Here is a 21,278-nt window from a genome sequence, read left to right as displayed (position 1 = left end):
TGCCTGCCTTTCCTGTTATGTATCATTCTCTCTGGGCCAGACGCTTGATGAGCAGCACCTTTGTACCCTTGCCGGGCTTTGAGATGACCTTGACCTTATCCATAAAGCTCTGCATCACCGCAAAGCCCAGCCCGGAGCGTTCCTCCGGGTTTCCGGTGGTAAACAGCGGTTCCATGGCCTGCGGGATATCCGGGATGCCGATGCCCTTATCTGCCACCGTGATGTGCACCTCCCGCCCGGGATAGACTGCAATGCTCATGGCCACCGGCCCGATGTGGTCCGGGTAGGCATGGACGATGCAGTTGGTCACCGCCTCAGACACTGCCGTTTTGATATCGGCCAGCTGCGGCACGGTGGGGTCGTACCGGGCAAGAAAGGCCGCCGCTGCGCCCCGGGCGTAGCTTTCGTTCACACTGAGGGAATCGAACTGGATCTTTGTTGTGTTTTCCGCTTTCATGGTTTATTCCTCCTTCTGTCCTGCATCCGTGCAGGGGATGCGCGCCAGCTGCAGCACCTTTGCCAGCTGGGACGGTGTGTGCTGCACCCGCAGTGCCGTGCCCAGTGTGCGGGCAATGCGCTGCCGCCCCAGGATCAGCCCTACACCGGATGAATCCATAAATCCGACCCCGCCAAAATCCAGGATCATGGTCTGCGGGGCACGGCTGACCAGTGCATCATCCAGCTGGATGCGCAGGCTTTGCGCCGCATCGTGATCGATCTCGCCCGCAAGGTAGGCATAAAGCACATCGCCCGCCGGGCTGAAGCTTACCGTTGCCATGGTTTGTCCATCTCCTTTGCCAAAAATAAAAAGATCCCGTACACATGGTTTCAGTGTACGGGATCTTTCGTTTATTTTTTAGGGAAGCGTGTCGGCTCAGCTGTTCACCAGCAGTTCGGCCGCTTCCAGCGCGGCAGCTTCACCGCCGCAGACCAGCAGGCCGCGGCGGGTGTTGGCATGAGCCAACTCCACAGCTTCGGCAATGCTGGTGCACATCTCGGCATCAAAATGATACTTTGCCTTTTCGGTCAAACGGGCCGTCATCTCGTCATCGCCGCCTGCCGGGGTGACAAGATACACCTTATCAAAGGGGTTCTCACTCATGCCGGGCATGGTGGACTTATCCTTTTTCTGCTCTTCAGGGGTCAGGCCGGTCTCCAGTGCGGAGAAGAACGCTTCGGCTCCCTCCTCCTCTGCCAGACCGATGATGGCGCTCATATGGCGCACCTTGGCCATGTTGAGCACACGCAGCAAGGCCGCTGCCTGCTGCGGGGTGCGGCAGGCATCCAGAATGATGAGTGGGCGCTGCGAGATGACCCGGATGCTGCTGCGGTTCTCCACCGCAGCCAGACCTTCCAGAATGGCATCGTCGGTAATATCAAAGCCCTTGCGGCACAGCGCCAGCGAAAGCTCCACAGCCATGGCAGCGCTGCCCGCCGCATGACGGCCCAGAAAAGCCAGCGGCACGGTATATCCGCCGTAGTCCACCTTGCTGGCAAACTTTTCTGCCTCCAGAAAGGTGATATCCTCCGGGTCCGGCACCACCAGCTCACAGCCGCACTTGCCTGCGGCCACGATCAGCTCGCTGAGCACAGACTTGGGCTGCTCCGGCGCGGTGACGCAGATGCTTTCCTTGCGCATGACACCTGCTGCCAAAGCCGCAAGGCGCTCCACCGAGCGGCTCACACCGTCCGGGCCGACCGACGTGACGGCGCACACCGGCATGCCGGGCAGTGCTTCCGCAAGGCCCGCATCCGGCAGTTCCACCACGGCCAGCGTGCAGCCCGCTGCGCCAAAGCAGTTGGCCGCAGCGGCCAGCTCCGCTGCATCCTGCGGCAGGGCTTCGGCTGCGGAAAGGGTATCCGCAGTCAGAGCCAGCAGGCCCTCGTCCACCGGGGCATCATCGATGCAGATGCGCTCCGACAGCGGGCGGCACCCGGCATGGTACAGGCCGGCATGGATCCCCTGTGCGTGCAGGATGGCCGCCAGCAGGCGGACCGTCACGGTCTTGCCTGCCGTGCCTGCCACGCCCACGAACTGCACCTTCTGCACCGGCGCGGTGAACGCGGCGCGCAGCTGTTCGGTGGAGGCAAAACCGTCCGGCAGGGCGGCAAAATACTGATTTGCCTGTTCGATGGTCATTGGTTACTCCTTATTACGATGGTTGAACAACAATCTGCACAGCGCCATGAGCACCAGCGCCGTAAGGATGCCCGCCAGAACACCGGCTGAATCCAGCCACACATCGGTGACCTGACTGCTGCGTCCGGGCGAAAAGATCTGGATGGTCTCATCGGTCAGCGCAGTGAGCACGCCGCCCAGCATGGGCACGCTGATGTGCCAGATATACTGCCGGGTATACACCCGCATACACAGCATGAGCAGAAAGCCCTCCAGCATATACTCGCAGAAGTGTGCCAGCTTGCGCACGATGTGGTCGGTCAGGCGCTGGGCAAGGGCCGGATGGCCCAGACGGCGCAGAGCCGCCTGCAGCAGAGTGAGCACCCGGCTGCTGGACACAGTAGACACCGAGGCGATCTTCATGGAATTGGAAAAGATGAACGCGATGCAGCCGATGAGAGCAAGGGTAAAGATCACCCGCCCTGCGGTCACCCACGGCGAAGTGCGCTGTGTGCTGCTGTTATATTCCCCGCTCAAATCAGCCCAGAGCCTTGATGCTCTGCTCGATGTTGGCCAGCTTATCCTGGCTCTTGGCGTACTTATTGCGGATATCCTCCACCAGTGCCGCCGGGGCGCGCTCCACGAACTTGGGGTTGTTCAGCTGGTTCGCGAACATGGCCATTTCCTTTTCGGCCTTGGCCTTTTCCTTGTTCAGGCGGGCCAGTTCCTTGTCGCGGTCGATCAGCTCCATCATGGGGATGAAGCCGCGGGCGGCGTGGGTGGACACCTGCACCATGCCGTCGGTGCTGCCCTCGTACTTCTCGGTAAAGGTCACGTCGGTGGCAAAGGCAAACTTTGCCAGATAGACCTGTGCCTTCTGGAAGGGTGCAGCGTCGGCGGTCTCGATGATCATGCTGGTCTTTTTGGCGGGGTGGACATTCATCTCGGTACGCATGGTACGCACGGCCTTGATGTAGTCCATGACCTTTTCAAAGGCTTCCTCTTCGTCGGCCCAGTTGTGAGCTTCGTCAAAGGTGGGCCAGCTCTGGGTCATGATGGTCTCGGCAGAGCCGGGCAGAGCCTGATACAGCTCCTCGGTGATGAAGGGCATGAAGGGATGCAGCAGCTTGAGGGCCTTGTCCAGCACATACACCAGCACACGGCGGGCGGTGTCGGCCTGCTCGGCATCGCCGGAGTTCAGGCGGGGCTTTGCGATCTCGATGAACCAGTCACAGTAGACATCCCAGATAAAGCTGTTGATCTTGGCGGCGGCCAGACCCATCTCGTAGTGGTCGAGGTTGTCGGTCATGGCACCGGCCACCTGATTCAGCTTGGTGAGCACCCACTTGTCGCTCATATCCAGCTTGTCCTCACTGGGCAGGCCCGGGGTAAAGTCCTCGGGCAGGTTCATCAGCACAAAGCGGGTAGCATTCCACAGCTTATTGGCAAAGTTGCGGGCAGCCTCCACCTTCTTTTCGATATAACGCATGTCGTTGCCCGGGGTGGAGCCATCCACCAGCATAAAGCGCAGGGCATCTGCACCGTACTGGGCAATGACTTCCAGCGGGTCGATGCCGTTGCCCAGACTCTTGGACATCTTGCGGCCCTGACTGTCGCGCACGATACCGTGGATGCAGACCGTGCTGAAGGGTGCCTTGCCGGTGTAGGCCAGACCAGAGAAGATCATACGGCTGACCCAGAAGCCGATGATGTCGTAGCCGGTAACGAGGGTGTTAGTGGGGTAGAAATACTTGAGGTCTTCGCTCTCTTCATTGGGCCAGCCCAGCGTGCTGAAGGGCCACAGAGCGGAGGAGAACCAGGTATCCAGCGTATCGGGGTCCTGCGTGAGCTTTGCGCTGCCGCACTTGGGGCAGGAACAGGGAGCAGACTTTGCCACCACGGTCTCGCCGCAGTCGTCGCAGTACCATGCCGGGATCTGATGGCCCCACCACAGCTGACGGCTGATGCACCAGTCGCGGGTGTTCTTCATCCAGTTCATATAGTTCTTGGTGAAGCGCTCGGGCACGAACTTGATCTCGCCCTTTTCCACGCTCTCGATGGCGGGCTTTGCCAGCGGCTCCATCTTGACGAACCACTGCTTGGACACCATGGGCTCGATGGTGGAGTGGCAGCGGTAGCAGGTGCCCACCTCGTGCTTGAGGGGCTCGATCTCCTTCAGGAAGCCGCCTGCTTCCAAATCGGCCAGAATGGCCTTGCGGGCCTCGAGGGTGGTCATGCCGGCGTACTTGCCGCAGTCCAGCACCTCCGGCTCATTGATGGCGTTCTTGCCGGCGGCGAACAGGGCATCGGCAGCAGCCTTGTCGGCAGCACCGGTCATGTGGCCGTCGTAGGTGAACACACGCACGATGGGCAGGTCGTGGCGCAGCCCCACTTCAAAGTCGTTAGGGTCGTGGGCGGGGGTGATCTTGACCACACCGGTGCCCTTGGTCATGTCGGCGTGCTCGTCGCACACAATGGGGATCTCCTTGTTCAGCAGGGGCAGCACCACATGGCAGCCGTGCAGATGGGCATAGCGGGGGTCATCGCCGTTGATGGCAACAGCGGTATCGCCCAGCATGGTCTCGGGACGGGTAGTAGCCAGCTCCAGCATCTCGCCGGTCTCCTTGACCGGGTACAGCAGGTGCCAGAAGCTGCCGTCCTTTTCCTCGTACTCCACCTCGGCATCCGAGATGGAGGTGTTGCAGTGGGGGCACCAGTTGACCATGCGGTTGCCGCGGTAGATCAGGCCCTTGTCGTACAGGCGCACGAACACTTCCTTGACAGCCTCGGAGCAGCCCTCGTCCATAGTAAAGCGCTCACGATCCCAGTCGCAGCTGCTGCCCAGCTTCTTCAGCTGGCTGACGATGCGGTTGCCGTACTTGGTCTTCCATGCCCATGCACGGTCCAGAAAACCATCGCGGCCCACCATCTCCTTGGTCAGGCCCTCGGCACGCATGGCCTCCACCACCTTGGCTTCGGTAGCGATGGATGCATGGTCGGTACCGGGCACCCACAGGGCGGCATAGCCCTGCATCCGCTTGGTGCGGATGAGGATGTCCTGCATGGTGTTATCCACCGCATGGCCCATGTGCAGCTGACCGGTGACGTTCGGGGGCGGCATGACGATGGTGTAGGGTTTCTTGTCGGGGTCTGCCTTCGTGTGGAAGTAGCCGCCGTCCAGCCAGAACTGGTAGATGCGGTCTTCCACCTGGCTGGGATCATACTGTTTTGCAAGTTCTTTCATAAGGTCCTCCCAGTAAAAAATGATGAAGTGGGACGAAAAAAGCCGTTCCACGGAACGTTCCATGGGACGGCTGTAATAACCGCGGTACCACCCAAATTGCGCAGAGCATCCTGCGCCCCTTGATGCCCCGGTAACGTGGGACAGCTCCGAGAGCGGCTTGCTCTTCAGCTCACCGCTCCTGCTCCAAAGTGACAGCACACCGCCGGGCCATACCGGGTTTTCAGCAGCCCCCGGCTCTCTGGATGGCAAAAGCGATGCACACTCTTCTTCAACGCATTTATAAAAAGAATATAGCGTTTTTTGTGCGATTTGTCAATTACTTTTTCTTCAAAAGAATTTATCCCACTGCATCTTACGGTTTGGGCCTTATTCGTGAAAACGCGTTTGGAGTGGCCCGCAGGCCACGACAAACGCAAATATAAAAATATTTTTTCCGCTATCAATGGCCAGAGCAAACGCATCGGCCATTTTCAATCCGCGATCCCTTCATCCTTCAGCCTTGCAATGAGCCGCTCCATCAGGGCGATGCGGTTGAAGGGGGTCATCAGGTAAAAGCCGTCTGCATAGGGCGCTGCAGCCTGCGCGGCCTTCACCGAGACTTTCAGCCCCAGCTCTTCGCCCTGCGCACGGTCCAGCCCGGCAAAACGCTCGATGATCTCAGCGTCCACGTGGATGCCGTTGACCTCGTTCTCCATAAAGATGGCGTTGCGCTGGCTCACCACCGGCATGATGCCGGCCAGAATTTTCGCCTTTTCGCCCAGCGTTTCGCGGGTCTTTTTCAGGTTCACCACCGCCTGTGCGGAGAGCACCGGCTGGGTAAGGAAGCCGCTCATGCCATTTTGCAGCTTTTCCTGTGCGCGGCGCAGCTCCACATCAAAGTTGCGGGCGTTCAGGTTCAGCGCACCGAACACGGTGAGGGGCGAGGGCATCTCCCGGCCCTCCCCTGCCAGCGAGACGATGTACTGCGCCAGCTTGCGGGAGTTGAACTGGTACACGTTTTTCACCTCGTCCCGCTCCGCGGTGGGGATGGGGTCGCCGGTGATGGCCAGCACCTCCCGCACACCCTCGGCGTACAGGCCCAGCAGCAGGGCCTTGGTGGCGTTCAGATTGCGGTCGCGGCAGGTCATGTGGGGCAGCACGTTCAGCCCCAGCTCCCGGTGCACCCGGCAGGCCACCAGCGAAGAATCCATCCGTGCCCGGGCAATGGGACAGTCCGCAATGGTCAAAAGGTCTGCACCAGCAGCCTGCAGGCGGCGTGCACCGTCCAGATAGCCGGTCAGGTCGGCATCCTTGGGGCTGTCCAGCTCAATGGCGATCACCTTTTTGCCCGCGTTCAGCTTGCGCAGGAAGGCATCGTCTTTTTCCACCTCCGGCTTTGCGGCAGTGGAGACTGCTGCTGCCGGGGCTGCAGGCAGTGTTTCCGGCAAGGCATCCAGTGCCGCACGCAGGGCCGCAATGTGGGCAGGCGTAGTGCCGCAGCATCCGCCCAGAATGCGCACACCCTCGGCAGCAAGGCGGGCCAGCTCCCGTGCAAAATATTCCGGCCTGCCCTGATACTGCACCCGGGTGCGTGTGACCACCGGGTAGCCCGCGTTGGGCATCACTGCAAGCGGCAGCTTTGTCTCGCCAAGCTGCTGCACCAGCGCACGCATGGCACCGGGAGCAGAAACGCAGTTCAGGCCCACAGCATCCACTGCACCGCAGGCAGTCATGCTGCGCACAAGCTCTGCGCAGTGACGGCCCTCGCGGGTGTAGCCGTCCGGCAGCACTGCAAAGGACACCAGCACAAAGGCATCCGGCACTGCTTCTTTGATCTGCCGCGCGGCTTCGGCCACACCGGCATCGCTGCTCAGCGTCTCAAACAAAAAGTTCTTTGCACCCAATGCGGCAAACCGCTCGGCAAGGGCCGTATAGATCTGTGCCGCCGGGAGTGCCTCGGTGTCCGGGGCCGGGCCAAGATCGGCAAACACGGCAGCGCTGGTCTTTGCAGCGGCCTGTGCAGCCAGTTTCCAGCCTTCGTCCGCCATGGCCTCCCACATGGGGTTCTGCGCTGCTGCCATGCGCGGCAGGCCGAAGGTGTTGGTCTTGATAGCATCGGCACCCGCTTCCAGATACGCGCGGTGCACGGTCAAAATGCCGTCCGGGTCCAGCAGGTTTGCCTGCTCACATTCCTGCCCGGGCTTTGCCTTATAATATGTACCCATGCCGCCATCGAACAGCAGCGGGCGCTTTTTTAAAATTTCACGCACATCCTTCATGAGGGAGTTCTCCTTTTTCCTACAAAAACGCTTGGCTTTCAGTTTAATGCACAAATGCCGTCCGGTCAAGCGTTTTTTCACGGCGGCGCTTGCAGGAACGCAAAATTTGTGCTATCCTATGCATACTTTATAAAGTGGGGAGGTGTGTGCCATGCGCCATGCCGGAACGCAAGCGCTTGAGACCGACCGGCTTTTCCTGCGCCAGCTTCTGCCCGAGGATGCCGAGCAGATGTATACGAACTGGGCATCCGACCCGGAAGTGACCCGCTTTCTGCGGTGGGAGCCGCACAAAAACGCGCTGGAGACCGTAGGTCTGCTGGCGGCATGGGCCACCCTTTACCCGAACCCGGACTACTACCAGTGGGCCATTGTGGAAAAGGCTTCCGGGCAGGTGTTTGGCAGCATCAGCATCTTCAATGCTCTGCTCGGTGACCCGGCACAGAAAGCGCTCTGGCCGCAGCAGGACTGCACAGACGGCATCTGGGAAGCAGGCTACTGCATCGGGAAGCACTGGTGGAACCATGGTTTTGCAACCGAAGCTTTAAAAGCAGCAGTAAACTACTGGTTTGAGAATACAGACGGCGGCTGGCTCACCTGCTGCCACGCAAAAGAGAACCCTGCCAGCGGCCGGGTGATGGAAAAAGCAGGCTTTCTCTACCACCACGATGCCATTGATCATAAATTTGACGGCACACCGGTGGAGTGCAGAAGCTATCTGCTGACAAGAGAACGATATAACAGAAAGGACTTACTTTGAGCGAACTTTACGATATTTTGGTAGAAACACCCCCGACGAAGGTCATTCTGCTGGCGCTGGATCAGGGCCTGTGGGACTGCGAGCGCAGCCTTGCAGAGCTTTCCGCCCTGTGCGAAGCAAACCACATGGAAGCCGTGGCACAGGTGACCCAGAAGCGCCAGACCCCGGAGACCGGCATCGTGCTGGGCAGCGGCAAGCTGGAGGAAGCATCCCTTGCCGCCGAAACGCTGGGCGCGGAATGCGCCGTATTTGACGGTGAACTGACCGGCAGCCAGATCCGCAACATCTCCAATGCGCTGGGCGGACTGGAAGTGATCGACCGCACCATGCTGATCCTTGAAATTTTCCGCAGCCGCGCCGTCACCAACGAGGGCAAGCTGCAGACCGAACTGGCCCTTCTGCGCTACCGCCTGCCCCGTCTGCAGGGCATGGGCGAAGCGCTCAGCCGTCAGGGCGGCGGTGGCGGCGGCGGCGGTGGTGCACGCCGCGGTGCCGGTGAGACCAAGCTGGAACTGGACCGCCGCCATGTGCATGCCCGCATCGATGCGCTGGCTGAAAAGCTGGCCGAAATGGAAAAGCGCCGGGGCGAGAGCCGCAAGGCCCGTGCCAAGACCGGGATGCCGGTGGTCAGCCTTGTAGGCTATACCAACGTGGGCAAATCCAGCCTGATGAATGCTCTGTGCGGCCCCAGCGTAGCCGAAGCGGACATGCTGTTCGCCACACTGGACCCCACCAGCCGCAAGCTGATACTGCCCAGCGGCATGGCGGTGCTGCTGGTGGACACGGTGGGCTTTGTGTCCCGCCTGCCCCACAATCTGGTGGAAGCCTTCAAGTCCACGCTGGAAGAAGCGGCATGGTCGGACGTGATCATCCGTGTGGCAGACGCAGGCGATGAGCAGCGGGAAGAGCAGCTGGCCGTCACGGACGAGGTTCTGGACGGGCTGGACTGTGCGGACATCCCCCGCCTGACCGTCTACAACAAGTGCGATAAGCCGGGTGCCATGAGCTTTGACCCGGACATCCTGCTCACCAGTGCCAAGACCGGCTACGGTCTGGACACCCTGCTGGCAAAGCTGGACGAGGTGCTCAGCGACCGGGTGCACACCTTAAAGGTGCTGCTGCCCTACGATAAACTGGGCCTTGCCGCCCCCATGCGGGAGCGCGGCAGCGTGCAGGTGGAGGAATACCGGGAGGACGGGCTGTATCTGGAGGGCATCGTCAAGACGGAAGACCTGCACTGCTTTGAAGGGTATCTGGTCTGATAGGCGTACACGATCTAAATCGCCTCCGCTGTGCTCCGGCTATCATCAGCGGAATAATATTTTGAGATAGAACAAGCCCGGAAAGTCTGCGGACTTTCCGGGCTTGCATTTTCACGGGCGGGGTCGCAGCCGAAAGCAGCTGCTCTATGGGTCGAGTACATTGTCTGCCACTGCTTTTTTCAAAAAGAAAAAATCCCCAACAAACACAAAAACCCGCCTGGCAGCGGGCTTTTGTGTATAGAGGGGTGGGAAAGTATATAAAGTGGTGAATCTCAAATTCAAAGCGGCAGGCGCTTTCTGTTCTGCGCTGCCTTGCATGATGTATTATACCCCTTTTTGTTTTCTTGTCAAACAAAATTTTCCGGTTTTGCTTTAAATTAAGTCTTTACTTTTTCGATAAAACTTTATATAATTAACGCAAAGCAAAGCAAAAGCAAAATTTTTTGGCTTTTGTATGTTTGCACCAACAATAAAACTTTACTTTCAAAAAATTTTATACAATCCAACATATTTTCAAAAAGGAGTATTCCCCATGGATGATCTGGATCGTAAGATTCTCTCCCTGCTGGCAAAGAACGCACGGATGCCGGTCAAGGAGATCGCCGAGCAGGTATCGCTGACCAGTCCTGCTGTTTCCAGCCGCATTCACAAGCTGGAAACGGATGGCATCATCAGCGGCTACACCGTCACCCTGAACCGTCCCGCTGACCGGATGTATGTGGATGCCCTCATCAGCCTTTCGGTAGCACCTTCCAAGCAGGATGCCTTTCTGGAGCTGCTGCAAAGCAGCAAGGAAGTGCTGCAGTGCTACCACGTCACGGGTGCGTACACCTTCCTTGTCAAGGTGAGCTGCGGCAGCATGCCCCAGCTGGAACACCTGATCCTGCAGTTCCAGAAGCTGGGCACCACCAGCACCCAGATCATCCTTTCCACGCCAGTGAACCACGGCGAGCTGGATGCCCTTATGCTGTAACGCTGTTCATAAAATAGTTACGTTTGCGGTGCAATTCTGCCGGGGTGTTCTTTCGTATTATGGATAGCAGGCGCAAAACAGCACACAATAGCTTCAAAACCGCTGCGCCCGCTTTCACACGAAGATTTTCACACACGAAAGGACTTCATTTATGAAACGTATCATTGCTTCCCTGCTTGCCGGTCTGTGCCTGCTTGCTCTGGTGGGCTGCTCTGCCGGCAGCAAGGCCGACTCTGCCGCCCCGAAGGACTACTCCCAGATCATCCACGATGCCCGCACCGACGAGGACAACGAATACGATATGATCTTTACCAAAGGTGAGGACGGCAAATTCACCGCCATCGACGGCTACAGCGCCGAGTATGAGGCCGACCAGCTGAATGACGAGCTGAAAGACATCGTGTTCCCCCTGCTGGGCCTTGAGGACGGCAGCTACGAGAGCTTTGCTGCCTCTGTTTCCTCCATGATGGTGCGCAGCTACGCCGTTGCCATCGTAAAGCCAGCCGAGGGCAAGACCGATGCCGTGAAAGCCGCACTGGAAGCCTATGTGCAGAGTGAGCAGCAGTCCATGGAGCACTACCTTGAGGATCAGTATCTGGTCGCCAAGGCGGCCACCGTCACCGTAGCTCCCACCGGTGAGGTGGTTCTGGTGTGCGCCGAGGATCACGACACCATTCTTTCCAACATCGAGAAAGCCCTTGCCGCATAATTTTTGCCCTGCCGAAGCCGCATCCTGCCGGGATGCGGTTTCTTTTTGTGTGCAGATATGCTATACTGTTCCCGTGAACTTGCACTGAAATACAGGAGTATTTATGTATAAAGCGACTATCGTGATCCCGAATATCAACGGCAAGGGCTGGCTGAAGGATTCTATCGAGTCGGTCTATGCCCAGACCGAACAGAACTTCCGGCTCATTGTGGTGGACAACGGTTCCACCGACGAAAGCCTTGAGCAGGCCCGCAGCTATTGCAGCCGCGAAAATTTCACCCTCATCGAAAACGGCACCAATACCGGCTTTTCCCATGCAGTGAATCAGGGCATTGCGCTGGCGGACAGTGAATATGTGGTGCTGTTCAACAACGATGCCTTTGCCGAACCCCAGTGGCTGGAAGAGCTGATCCACACCGCTGAGACCGACCCGAAAATCTTTGCAGTGCAGAGCCTGATGATCCGACACTTCGACCGGGAGCTGGCCGACGATGCCGGCGATTATGTCACCTGGATGGGCTTTGCCTGCAAGACCGGCGATGGCCGCCGCGCAAGCCGCTACACCCGGCAAAAGCGCATCTTCTCGGCCTGCGGCGGTGCGGCGCTCTACCGCAAGAGCATTCTGGACGAGATCGGCAATTTTGACGAGAACTTCTTTGCCTACTTTGAGGATGTGGACCTGAGCTGGCGCGCCAACAATGCAGGCTATAAAAACCTGCTCTGCCCCACCGCCAAGTGCTACCACATCTGCGGTGCCAGCACCGGCGCGGTGAAGTACAACGCCTTCAAAAGCCAGCAGAGCGGCCGCAACAGCATCCTGCTGCCGCTCAAAAACGAACCGCTGCTGATGCTGATTTTAAACTTCATTCCTCTGGCCGTGGGCTACCTGCTCAAGTGCTACAAGTTCCACAAACAGGGCTTTGGCGAGGCATGGGACAAGGGGATGCACGAAGCCTTTGCCCTGCTGAAAAGCGGCAGGCTGGGCAAGCGGCCTTTCCGCCTGAAGGATCTGCCCAACTACATCCTGATGGAGCTGTGGATGATCTGGAACATGGTACCGTACCTGTGGTACCGGCTGGTGATCGTAAAATTTGACCTCAAATAAAAAATACCGGATACGAAGCATCTGCCTTGTATCCGGTATTTTTGTTTTGTATTATGCCGCCGGGCTGGCTGTGCTTTCGTCCGCCTGTGCCTCGGTGCTGTCGGCGGACTGTTCCTCCGCCTGTGTATCCACGCCCTCGTCTGCAGCGGTGCTGTCTGCCTCAGCCGAAGCAGAATCCGAACCGGCTGCTGCAAGAATGGCATCCTGCACATCGCTTTCTGCCATGGGTTCCGGCACATTCGCGGCCGGTGTGCTTTCCGTGCTCTCGGCCTTGGTCTCGCTCTCGGTCAGGCCGGTGAGATACCAGCTGCCGCTCTGGCGCTCGAACAGATAATCCATGTACTTGGTGGGCGTATCCGAAGAAACATTGATGATGCTGTCGTCCGTGCTGGTGGTGGGAATATAGCCCACGGTCACATGCAGCTTGCCGCTGCGCTTGAACAGCTTGGTGACGACAGCGCGGTAGTAGCCCACCGTGCCGGTGACCGGGATCTTATAGCACTGGGTGGCATCGTCAAACTCGATGGTCATATCCTCCATCTCAAAGCTGCGGTGGGTCAGCTTGAAGCCGGGGCCAAGCAGCTTTGCAAGGTAGGCATCCACATCCAGCGAGGGCAGCAGCAGCTGTTCGGTGTCGGGGTCGGTATTGTAGTTGTCAAAGCCGCCCTGCGTTTCCTGAATATTATAGATGCAGCCCCACACCGCAGCTTCGCGCAGAGTCAGGTCGTCGATGTTCTCAATGCCGTCAAATGGCATGGGGTCAAACAGCACAAGCCCTTCCAGCTTATCTTCATATTCCTGCTTTTGGGCGGTATCATCGAACAGGTTCGCCACCGCGCCCACACCGGCCCGCAGCACGGTAACAAAGCCCACGATCACCAGAATGGCAACCAGAAGGCCCAGTGCCTGCCGCCCGCGGCGGCGCTGCATCCGGGCATGTTCTTCAGGGGTAATATAATGTTTCATAGTTGTTTTATCTCCCAGGGTTCTCAAATGCTACAGTGTCCAGTATACCACATACCGGCCCATTGTGCAAAACTATGCCCGTGGTTTTTTTGTGAAAAGCGCATTCCTTATTCCCATGTCTTCCACACATCGGGCTGGTAGCCCACGGTGGCCTTGCGGCCATTGCGTACAATGGGCGTTAAAAACAGCTGCTGGTTCTCAAACAGCTTGTCCTCCTTCTGCCAGTCCACCAGTGCGTCCAGAAGTGCAAGGGTCTGCTTGTCCTTCGCATTGGGGTCCACCAGCTTTTCCCAGCCGCCAAGAGCGCGGGCTACGTTCTCGAACTCGCCGCGGCTCATCTCTTTTTCCTTGAGGTCGATCATCTGGAACTTGATGCCGCGCTCCTTGAAATAGCGCTGGGCCTTTTTGGTATCAAAGCACTTGCTTGTGCCAAAGATCTGAATATTCATGGTCTGTACCCTCCTGAATTTTTATTGTACCACATCCTGTGCCCTCTGCATAGGCATAATTCGCAGCCGGATGGGCCATACTGCCCGCAGGGCATTATCAGAAGGAGGTTTTTCTATGAACGCATATGTTGACCCTGATCTGTGCATTGGCTGCACCCAGTGCGCCGGGCTTTGCCCCGCCGTGTTCCAGATGGAAGGCACGCTGGCCGTGGCCCAGCCCGGGCCGATCCCACCGGAGGAGGTGCCGCAGGCTGTGGACGCAGCCAACGCCTGCCCGGTAAGCGCGATCCGCATCGAGGAGTAAGAGGGAAGGCCGTCAACCATGTTGGCGGCTTTCTCTCTTTTTTACGCAAAAATCCCCCGCTGGGCACGGTTTTGTGGTATAATGCAGAATGTGTAATAATGCAATGGAGGAACACGACTATGCGTTTACTGGTCATTGACGGCAACAGCATTGCCAACCGTGCTTTTTTTGGCATCAAGCTGCTGACCACCAAGGACGGACGATACACCAACGCCATCTATGGCTTTCTGAATATCCTGCTCTCCCTGCTTAAGGAGTGCGAACCCGACGAGGTGGCTGTTGCCTTTGACCTGAAGGCTCCCACCTTCCGCCACAAAATGTACGATGGCTACAAGGCCACCCGCCATGGCATGCCCGAAGAGCTGGCCCAGCAGATGCCGGTGCTCAAGGAACTTCTGGCAGACCTCGGCTACCGCACCGTCACCGCCGAAGGCTGGGAAGCGGATGATATTCTTGGCACGCTGGCCGCTGCCTGCGCCGCCCGAAAGGACGACTGCTTCCTTGCTACGGGAGACCGGGACAGCCTGCAGCTGGTCAGTGACACCACCACTGTGCTGCTTGCCGCCACTGTCATGGGACGCAGCAAGACGGTGACAATGGACGTGGACGCCATTCAGGAAAAATACGGCATCCAGCCCAGACAGCTCATTGAGGTGAAGAGCCTGATGGGCGATGCTTCGGATAATATTCCGGGCGTGAAGGGCATTGGTGAAAAGACCGCCCTGACCCTTGTGCAGAACTTTGGCACGCTGGAAGGCGTGTACGAGCACATCGACGATAAGCTCATCAAGCCCAAACAGCGGGAACATTTGCTGGAATGCCGCGAGATGGCCCAGCTGAGCCACACCCTTGGCACCATCCGCACCGATGCACCCATCGACACGGCCGAGGGCACCTATGCCGTGGGCGAGGGCAACAAAGCCGAGGCCGTGCGCCTTTTGCAGGAATTGGAGATCCACTCTCTGATCCCGCGCTTTGGGCTGGCCGGCATTGCACCTGCCGCCCCGGAAGAAGAGGACGGCATCGAGCTGGCTGAAGCAGAGCTGGAAGCTCTGCCGCTGACCCCTTCCGGCACCTATCTGGTGGCATCGCGCCCGGCCGTGATGGGCAAGCAGGGCACCCGCAACGTGGTGCTGCAGCCGGAGAGCTGGTACGCCGTGCAGGACTGCACCGTTTACCCGCTGGAGGATGCAGACCTTGTGCGCCTGCTGGACAACGCAGACGTAACGCTGGAAGTGTTCAATGCAGCGCCCCTCTATGCCAAGGCCATGGCCGCAGGCGGCTGGGGCAGCAGCATCGTGTGGGACGGCAAGCTTGCCGCCTACCTGCTGGATGCATCCGCTTCCAAGTATCAGATCAGCGAGCTGACCGCCAGCTACCGCGCCGCTGCTGCCTTTACCTGTGCCGATTACCCGGATGCAGGCCGCCTTGCAGACCTGTTCTGCAAGATGAAGGCCGAGATCACTGCCTGCGGAGAGGACAGCCTTTACAATGAGATCGAGTTCCCGCTGGCACAGGTGCTGGCCGATATGACCCGCACCGGTGTGCTGGTGGACAAAGACGGCATCGAGCAGTTCGGCGTAAAGCTGCGCACTGAGCTGGAGCAGGTGCTCACCCGCATCCACATGGAGACCGGCAGCGCCAGCTTCAACCCCAACAGCCCCAAGCAGTTGGGCGAAATGCTGTTTGACACCATGGGCCTGCCCCACGGCAAAAAGACCCAGCGCGGCTGGTCCACGGATGCCGAAACACTGGAAAGCCTGCGGGATTACCCGCTGGTGGAGGACATTCTGCAGTACCGCGCCTACCAGAAGCTGAACTCCACCTACGTGGAGGGCCTTTTGAAGGTGATCGGCGAGGATGGCCGCATCCACTCCACCTTCAACCAGACCGAGGCCCGCACCGGACGGCTCTCGTCCGATAACCCCAACCTGCAGAACATCCCCATCCGCACCGAGCTGGGCAGCCAGCTGCGCGCCTACTTTATTGCAAAGCCGGGCTGTGTGCTGGTGGATGCCGACTACAGCCAGATCGAGCTGCGCATCCTTGCCCACATTACCGGTGATGAGCACATGCAGCAGGCGTTTTTGAACGGCGAGGACATCCACCGCAGCACCGCCGCAAAAATTTACGGCATCCCGCAGGAAGAAGTCACCTCCCGGCTGCGCTCTTCTGCCAAGGCCATCAACTTTGGCATCATGTACGGCAAGGGCGCTTACAGCCTTGCCAAGGACATCGGCGTGAGTGTGAAGGAGGCAGATGCCTTCCTCAAGAACTATCTGGCCGCGTTCCCCAAGGTGAGCGGCTACATGGATAAGACCATTGCGGACGCCAAGGCCTGCGGCTATGTTTCCACCCTGTTCGGCCGCCGCCGTGCTCTGCCGGAGCTGGCAAGCAGCAACTTCAATGTGCGTTCCAGCGGCGAACGCATGGCCCGCAACACCCCCATTCAGGGCACTGCGGCCGACGTGATCAAGCTGGCCATGGTGCGGGTATGGAAGCGGCTGCGGAACGAAAAGATGGAAAGCCGCCTGATTCTAACCGTCCATGACGAACTGATCGTGGAAGCACCGCAGGCTGAAGCCGAAAAGGCTGCGCAGATCCTGCGGGAGGAAATGGAAGGCTGCGTGCAGTATGCCGTGCCCCTGAGCACCGATGTGTACGCAGGCAAAAACTGGCTGGAGGCCCACTAAAACATGATTATTTTGGGAATTGAATCCACCTGCGACGAGACCGCCGCAGCTCTGGTGGAGGATGGCCGGCACCTGCTGAGCAACGTCATTTCCACCAGCGTAAAAGAACAGGCTCTTTACGGCGGCGTTGTTCCGGAGATCGCCAGCCGCCGCCACTGCGAATTTATCAGCGCTACGGTCAAAAAAGCCCTGCTGGATGCAGGCAAGACCATCGACGATGTGGATGCCGTGGCCGTCACCTTTGCGCCGGGCCTCATCGGTGCAGTGCTGGTGGGCGTGAATTTTGCCAAGGGTCTGGCCTACTCGGCCAATAAGCCTTTGGTGCCGGTGCACCACCTGCGCGGACACATTGCCGCGCTGTACCTCACCCACCCGGAGCTGAAGCCGCCCTCCCTCTGTCTGGTGGCCTCCGGCGGCCACAGCCACATTGTGGAGGTGCAGGACTACACCCATTACCACATCCTCGGCCACACGGTGGACGATGCCGCCGGTGAAGCCTTTGACAAAGTGGCCCGCACGCTGGGTCTGCCCTATCCCGGCGGCCCCAGCGTGGCCAATGCCGCCAAGACTGGCAACCCCAAGGCCTACCGCCTGCCGGTGCCCCATGTGGACGGCAAGTACAACGTGAGCTTTTCCGGCCTGAAAACCGCCGTGCTCAATGAGGTGAACAAGGCCCAGATGAAGGGCGAAGAAGTGAATGTGCCCGACCTTGCCGCCAGCTTTCAGGACCGCATTGCGGGCATTCTGGCCGAAAAGCTGCTGCTGGCCGCAGCGGACACCGGCGCAAAGCAGGTGTGTCTGGCAGGCGGCGTTGCCGCCAACGGACGGCTGCGTCAGCTGGTGAACGACGGTGCCCAGAAGCTGGGTGCAAAAGTTTATCTTCCGGAGCTGAAATTCTGCGGTGACAACGGCGCTATGATCGCGGCGCAGGGGTATTACCAGTACATTGCAGGCCACACAGCGGGCCTTGAACTGAACGGTCTGCCCACTTTACCCATCGACTACGAATAAGCAGTAAAAAAAGACCTGCCTTTCCGGGATCTCCGGAAGGACAGGTCTTTTTCTTATGCAAAATATTCCTGTGCACGCTTTGCAGCGTTGTTGATGCAGGCCCGCAGCTCGTCCAGCGTATCAAACTTTTTGCTGGGGCTGAGGTAGGCGTGGAACTCCACCACCGGGTCGGTGCCGTAGAGGTCGCCGGAAAAGCCCGGGATAAAGGTCTCGCAGGTCACTTTGGTGGCATCATCATTGACGGTAGGGCGGCTGCCAAGGCCGGTGGCCGAAGGATACCACACCCCGCCAATGTGGGTGCGGGTGATATAAATGCCGCTGCGGGGCAGCTGAAAGCCCTCGGGATACAGCTGGTTGATGGTGGGCACCCCCAGCGTGTGGCCCAGACCTGCACCGTGCTGCACCTCGAACCGGATGGCGTAGGGCATCCCCAGCATGGCGTTTGCTGCCGGGATGTCGCCGCCTTCCAGCGCGGTGCGGATGCGGGTGGAAGACACCGGCTTTTCCTCAAACTGCGCCATGGGCACCACGATCACCTCCACGCCCAACGGAGCGCAGAGGGTGCGCAGCAGCTCCGGGTTGCCGGCCGCTTTGGCACCAAAGGTAAAGTTTTCGCCGCAGACCAGCGCACGGGCATTGCAGTCCCGCACGATGCCCAGCACGAACTGCTCCGGGGTCAGGCCCTTGATCTCCTCAAAGTCCGGCGTGAGGTAATACTCCACGCCAAGACTTGCGATCAGAGCATGCTTATCCGCTGTGGAAAGCAGGCGCTTGCCCTTCATCTTATTCACCATCGGCAGCTTGAAGGTAAACACCGCCGGGGCGGCATCGTGTTCTTTGGCCCACTGCACGGCGCTTTCGATCACCGCACGGTGGCCGATGTGGATGCCGTCAAAAAAGCCCATTGCCACTGCGGTGCCTTTTTCCGGCTGCGCCAGCGGCAGCGGTGCAAATTGTGAAATGATCTGCATGGGTTTTGTTTCCTTTTTCAATTACGTTCTACGAACAGTTTTTCCACCCGCAACACACCCTGTACGATATTGGCAAGGCCCAAAAACTGTCCGGCGGCATTGCGCACCCGGTAGCGGCCATCTGCTGCCGGATACCGGCTGGTGGGGCAGCCGTTGTACAAATGATGTTCCACCCAAGGCTCCACCACCAGCAGCGGCAGGCTTTCAAACACGCTTTCCACCGGCAGCATCAGCGCTTCCAGTGCGTCCATGCCCTGCTCTTTTGCGGCAAGAATTTCCTCCAGCGTGTGGGCATCGGCTTCGGTGTACACGCCCGCCGAGGTGCGGCGCAGTGCGCTCATGGTGCCCTTCTGGCCCATGGCTGCGGCAATGTCTTCCAGCAATGTGCGGATATAGGTGCCCTTGGAGCACGTTACATCCAGCACATACTCATTTTCGGCAGGGCTGCCGCCGTAGGTGATGCTGTAAATTTCAATGGGGCGCGCCTTGCGCTCCACGGTCACGCCCTCACGGGCCAGCTTATACAGCGGCTGACCGTTCAGCTTGATGGCCGAGTACATGGGCGGCACCTGCATCTGCGGGCCGATGAATTGTGGCAACACGGCCAGCAGTTCCCCTTCGCCCGCCGTGACCGGAGCCGTTTCCAGCACAGTGCCGGTCACATCGCCGGTGTCGGTGCGCGCGCCCAGTTTTAAAACCGCACGGTAGCTTTTATCGTGGTTCAGCTGTAGGTCCACTGCCTTGCTGGCACCGCCGCAGAACACCGGCAGCACGCCGGTGGCCATGGGGTCCAGCGTGCCGCTGTGGCCCAGCTTGCGGGTGCCCAGCACGCCGCGCAGCTTTGCCACCACATCAAAGCTGGTCCAGTCCATGGGCTTGTCAACGATCAGGATGCCCTGCATTTATGCTTCCTCCTGCGGTGCGTCCAGCTCGGCTTCCACCTCTGCCAGAATTGCATTTTTTGCGTTTTCCAGATTGCCCAGCAGCTCACAGCCTGCAGCGCGGCTGTGACCGCCTCCGCCCAGACGCCGAGCGATGGCGCAGGCGTCCACGCCCTTTGCGGTGCGCACACTGATACGGTAGCTGCCGCCGGGCTGCTGCCGCAGGGTCAGGCCCACCTTTACGCCCTCAATGCTCACAGGCAGGCTGGTCAGTTCTTCCAGATCGGCCGGGTCCACCCCGCTCTGCTCGACCTCGTCCCGGGTGAGGTAGATGAGCGCGCATCGGCCGTCCAGATAGTATTCCAGATGGTTGCGGGCAATGCGCTCGGCCTCCATGCGCTCACGGGGCTTGGTATCGAACAGCAGGGTGTTCAGCTCTTCCACATGACAGCCCGCCTCAATGAGCTTTGCCGCCACAATGTGGGTGTTTGCCGTGGTGGAAGAGAACCGGAAGCAGCCGGTGTCGGTTGCAAGGCCGGTGTAAAGGCAGTCTGCAATGTGCGGCGTAATGGCAACGCCCATGGCGTTGATTACCTCGTACAGCAGCTCTGCCGCCGCTGCAGCGCTGCCATCCAGCAGGGTGAAGTCGGCATAGCCGCTGTTGCCTGCGTGATGGTCGATGCACAGGTCCACATGGCGCGAGAACTGCGTCATACCGTTGTTTTCTCCAAACAGTTGCACGCTGGCGACATCCACCGCTACCACCGTCTGCGGCTCAAACTCACCTTTGAACATATGTGCGTTGGTAAACGCATACCGGTTGGGAATGGCATCGGAGCAAAGCACTGCCACATTTTTATCCAGTGCTTTCAGTGCACAATACAGCGCGCTGCCGCAGCCAATGGTATCGCCATCCGGGTTTTTGTGACACAGAATCAAAATGTTGTCCGCCGTCATCAGGCGCTGGGCCATCTGCTGCACATTCAACTGTTCTGTCATTCCATGATCCATCCTTTCCGCAGGCGGAATTATTCTTCGGTCTCCTCCGGTGCGCTGGCTTCGGTGTCAGCGTCGCCGTTCACGTTCAGCGTGCGGAGCAGCTCGTTGATGTGGGCTGCATAGGCGGCACCGTCATCCTCTACGAAGATGAAGCGGGGAGCCTTGCGGATGTGCATTTTCTTGCTCACTTCAGTGCGCACATGGCCTGCCGCGCGGTTCAGTGCCTCGATGGCGGGCTTTGGGCCGTCCTCGCGGCCCATCACGCTCACATACACCTTGGCCACATCCAGATCAGGGGTCACATCCAAACGGGTGACGGTGAGCAGGCCGCCCTCCAGACGCGGGTCCTTCAGCCTGCCGATGATGGCAATGATCTCGCGCTTCATATCCTGCGCCAGACGGCCCATATTCTTCTGAGACATAGTATTTCTCCCTATAAAAGAAAACCCTCTCAGCCTCGCTTCGCTCGGCAGCTCTCCCGAGAGGCGAGCTTTTTGCGTGGATACGGCAAACGTTCCGTTTCTCTGCAAACCTCCCACCTCGGGGGAGATGGCATTGCGCCAGCAATGACGGAGAG

Annotated in this window: 20 protein-coding genes and 1 other annotated feature; of the genes, 8 read left to right on the top strand and 12 right to left on the bottom strand. The window is 59.1% G+C overall.

The window, feature by feature from the left end:
• Positions 1-22: 22 nt before the first annotated feature.
• From spoIIAB to ACGHP1_RS03575, 6 genes are all read right to left on the bottom strand, one after another.
• Positions 23-457: an anti-sigma F factor gene (spoIIAB, locus tag ACGHP1_RS03600; RefSeq protein WP_005945484.1), complete on the bottom strand. Its 435-nt coding sequence runs from the start codon at positions 455-457 to the stop codon at positions 23-25.
• Positions 458-460: 3 nt separating this feature from the next.
• Positions 461-778, bottom strand: coding sequence for an STAS domain-containing protein (locus ACGHP1_RS03595; RefSeq protein WP_097773870.1), 318 nt, complete (start codon positions 776-778; stop codon positions 461-463).
• Between the two features lie 96 nt (positions 779-874).
• The gene (locus tag ACGHP1_RS03590; RefSeq protein WP_390507764.1) at positions 875-2,140 is read right to left on the bottom strand and encodes a folylpolyglutamate synthase; all 1,266 of its coding nucleotides are present in this window, start codon (positions 2,138-2,140) and stop codon (positions 875-877) included.
• Between the two features lie 3 nt (positions 2,141-2,143).
• Positions 2,144-2,656, bottom strand: coding sequence for a VanZ family protein (locus tag ACGHP1_RS03585; RefSeq protein ID WP_155115897.1), 513 nt, complete (start codon positions 2,654-2,656; stop codon positions 2,144-2,146).
• 1 nt (position 2,657) lies between these two features.
• A complete protein-coding gene (locus ACGHP1_RS03580; protein ID WP_349138184.1) occupies positions 2,658-5,363 on the bottom strand; it encodes a valine--tRNA ligase in 2,706 nt (901 codons plus the stop codon).
• A 59-nt stretch (positions 5,364-5,422) separates the two neighbouring features.
• Positions 5,423-5,644 (bottom strand) — a binding site (T-box leader).
• A gap of 189 nt (positions 5,645-5,833) precedes the next feature.
• On the bottom strand, positions 5,834-7,621 hold the full coding sequence (locus tag ACGHP1_RS03575; RefSeq protein WP_390507762.1) for a bifunctional homocysteine S-methyltransferase/methylenetetrahydrofolate reductase: 1,788 nt from the start codon (positions 7,619-7,621) through the stop codon (positions 5,834-5,836).
• Positions 7,622-7,772: 151 nt separating this feature from the next.
• Here ACGHP1_RS03575 and ACGHP1_RS03570 point away from each other — a divergent pair, with 151 nt between their 5' ends.
• The 5 genes from ACGHP1_RS03570 to ACGHP1_RS03550 all read left to right on the top strand — a co-directional run bounded on the left by ACGHP1_RS03570 (position 7,773) and on the right by ACGHP1_RS03550 (position 12,427).
• Positions 7,773-8,378: a GNAT family N-acetyltransferase gene (locus tag ACGHP1_RS03570; RefSeq protein WP_390507759.1), complete on the top strand. Its 606-nt coding sequence runs from the start codon at positions 7,773-7,775 to the stop codon at positions 8,376-8,378.
• Positions 8,375-9,640 (top strand): GTPase HflX, encoded by a 1,266-nt coding sequence (gene hflX / locus ACGHP1_RS03565; protein ID WP_005945458.1) that lies wholly within the window; start codon positions 8,375-8,377, stop codon positions 9,638-9,640. Before ACGHP1_RS03570 ends, hflX begins: the two co-directional genes overlap by 4 nt.
• A 532-nt stretch (positions 9,641-10,172) precedes the next feature.
• Positions 10,173-10,613, top strand: a complete 441-nt coding sequence (locus ACGHP1_RS03560; protein ID WP_005945452.1) for an Lrp/AsnC family transcriptional regulator — start codon at positions 10,173-10,175, stop codon at positions 10,611-10,613.
• 151 nt (positions 10,614-10,764) lie between these two features.
• Positions 10,765-11,322, top strand: a complete 558-nt coding sequence (locus ACGHP1_RS03555; protein ID WP_005945446.1) for a DUF4358 domain-containing protein — start codon at positions 10,765-10,767, stop codon at positions 11,320-11,322.
• Between the two features lie 103 nt (positions 11,323-11,425).
• Positions 11,426-12,427 carry a glycosyltransferase family 2 protein gene (locus tag ACGHP1_RS03550; protein WP_390507755.1) on the top strand — a complete coding sequence of 334 codons (1,002 nt, stop codon included), beginning with the start codon at positions 11,426-11,428 and terminating at the stop codon, positions 12,425-12,427.
• Between the two features lie 51 nt (positions 12,428-12,478).
• On the opposite strand, the gene ACGHP1_RS03545 is transcribed toward ACGHP1_RS03550, so the two are convergent.
• Both ACGHP1_RS03545 and ACGHP1_RS03540 read right to left on the bottom strand, forming a co-directional pair.
• Positions 12,479-13,393 (bottom strand): Ice-structuring protein, encoded by a 915-nt coding sequence (locus ACGHP1_RS03545; protein WP_097773874.1) that lies wholly within the window; start codon positions 13,391-13,393, stop codon positions 12,479-12,481.
• Positions 13,394-13,500: 107 nt separating this feature from the next.
• Positions 13,501-13,842, bottom strand: a complete 342-nt coding sequence (locus ACGHP1_RS03540) for an arsenate reductase family protein (RefSeq protein ID WP_005945436.1) — start codon at positions 13,840-13,842, stop codon at positions 13,501-13,503.
• 115 nt (positions 13,843-13,957) lie between these two features.
• Between ACGHP1_RS03540 and ACGHP1_RS03535 the strand changes: the two genes are divergently transcribed.
• The 3 genes from ACGHP1_RS03535 to tsaD all read left to right on the top strand — a co-directional run bounded on the left by ACGHP1_RS03535 (position 13,958) and on the right by tsaD (position 17,850).
• Positions 13,958-14,146 (top strand): ferredoxin, encoded by a 189-nt coding sequence (locus ACGHP1_RS03535; protein ID WP_005945433.1) that lies wholly within the window; start codon positions 13,958-13,960, stop codon positions 14,144-14,146.
• Between the two features lie 119 nt (positions 14,147-14,265).
• The gene (polA, locus tag ACGHP1_RS03530) at positions 14,266-16,839 is read left to right on the top strand and encodes a DNA polymerase I (protein ID WP_390507752.1); all 2,574 of its coding nucleotides are present in this window, start codon (positions 14,266-14,268) and stop codon (positions 16,837-16,839) included.
• 3 nt (positions 16,840-16,842) lie between these two features.
• Complete coding sequence (tsaD, locus tag ACGHP1_RS03525; protein WP_390507750.1) at positions 16,843-17,850, top strand: tRNA (adenosine(37)-N6)-threonylcarbamoyltransferase complex transferase subunit TsaD; 1,008 nt, start codon at positions 16,843-16,845, stop codon at positions 17,848-17,850.
• 53 nt (positions 17,851-17,903) lie between these two features.
• Here tsaD and ribF read toward each other — a convergent pair whose 3' ends face one another.
• From ribF to rbfA, 4 genes are read right to left on the bottom strand one after another with little or no spacing between them, the layout of a single operon-like run.
• A complete protein-coding gene (gene ribF, locus ACGHP1_RS03520; protein WP_120079721.1) occupies positions 17,904-18,821 on the bottom strand; it encodes a riboflavin biosynthesis protein RibF in 918 nt (305 codons plus the stop codon).
• A 17-nt stretch (positions 18,822-18,838) separates the two neighbouring features.
• Positions 18,839-19,723, bottom strand: a complete 885-nt coding sequence (gene truB / locus ACGHP1_RS03515; RefSeq protein ID WP_390507747.1) for a tRNA pseudouridine(55) synthase TruB — start codon at positions 19,721-19,723, stop codon at positions 18,839-18,841.
• Positions 19,724-20,713, bottom strand: a complete 990-nt coding sequence (locus ACGHP1_RS03510; protein WP_390507745.1) for a bifunctional oligoribonuclease/PAP phosphatase NrnA — start codon at positions 20,711-20,713, stop codon at positions 19,724-19,726.
• Between the two features lie 17 nt (positions 20,714-20,730).
• Positions 20,731-21,123, bottom strand: coding sequence for a 30S ribosome-binding factor RbfA (gene rbfA, locus ACGHP1_RS03505; protein WP_005945412.1), 393 nt, complete (start codon positions 21,121-21,123; stop codon positions 20,731-20,733).
• Between the last annotated feature and the right edge of the window lie 155 nt (positions 21,124-21,278).

The sequence above is a fragment of the Faecalibacterium sp. i21-0019-B1 genome (assembly GCF_042852915.1).
GTDB classification, from domain to species: Bacteria; Bacillota; Clostridia; order Oscillospirales; family Ruminococcaceae; genus Faecalibacterium; species Faecalibacterium taiwanense.
Note: the sequence above shows the minus strand (reverse complement) of the source record. Positions and strands in the feature narration are given on the sequence as shown.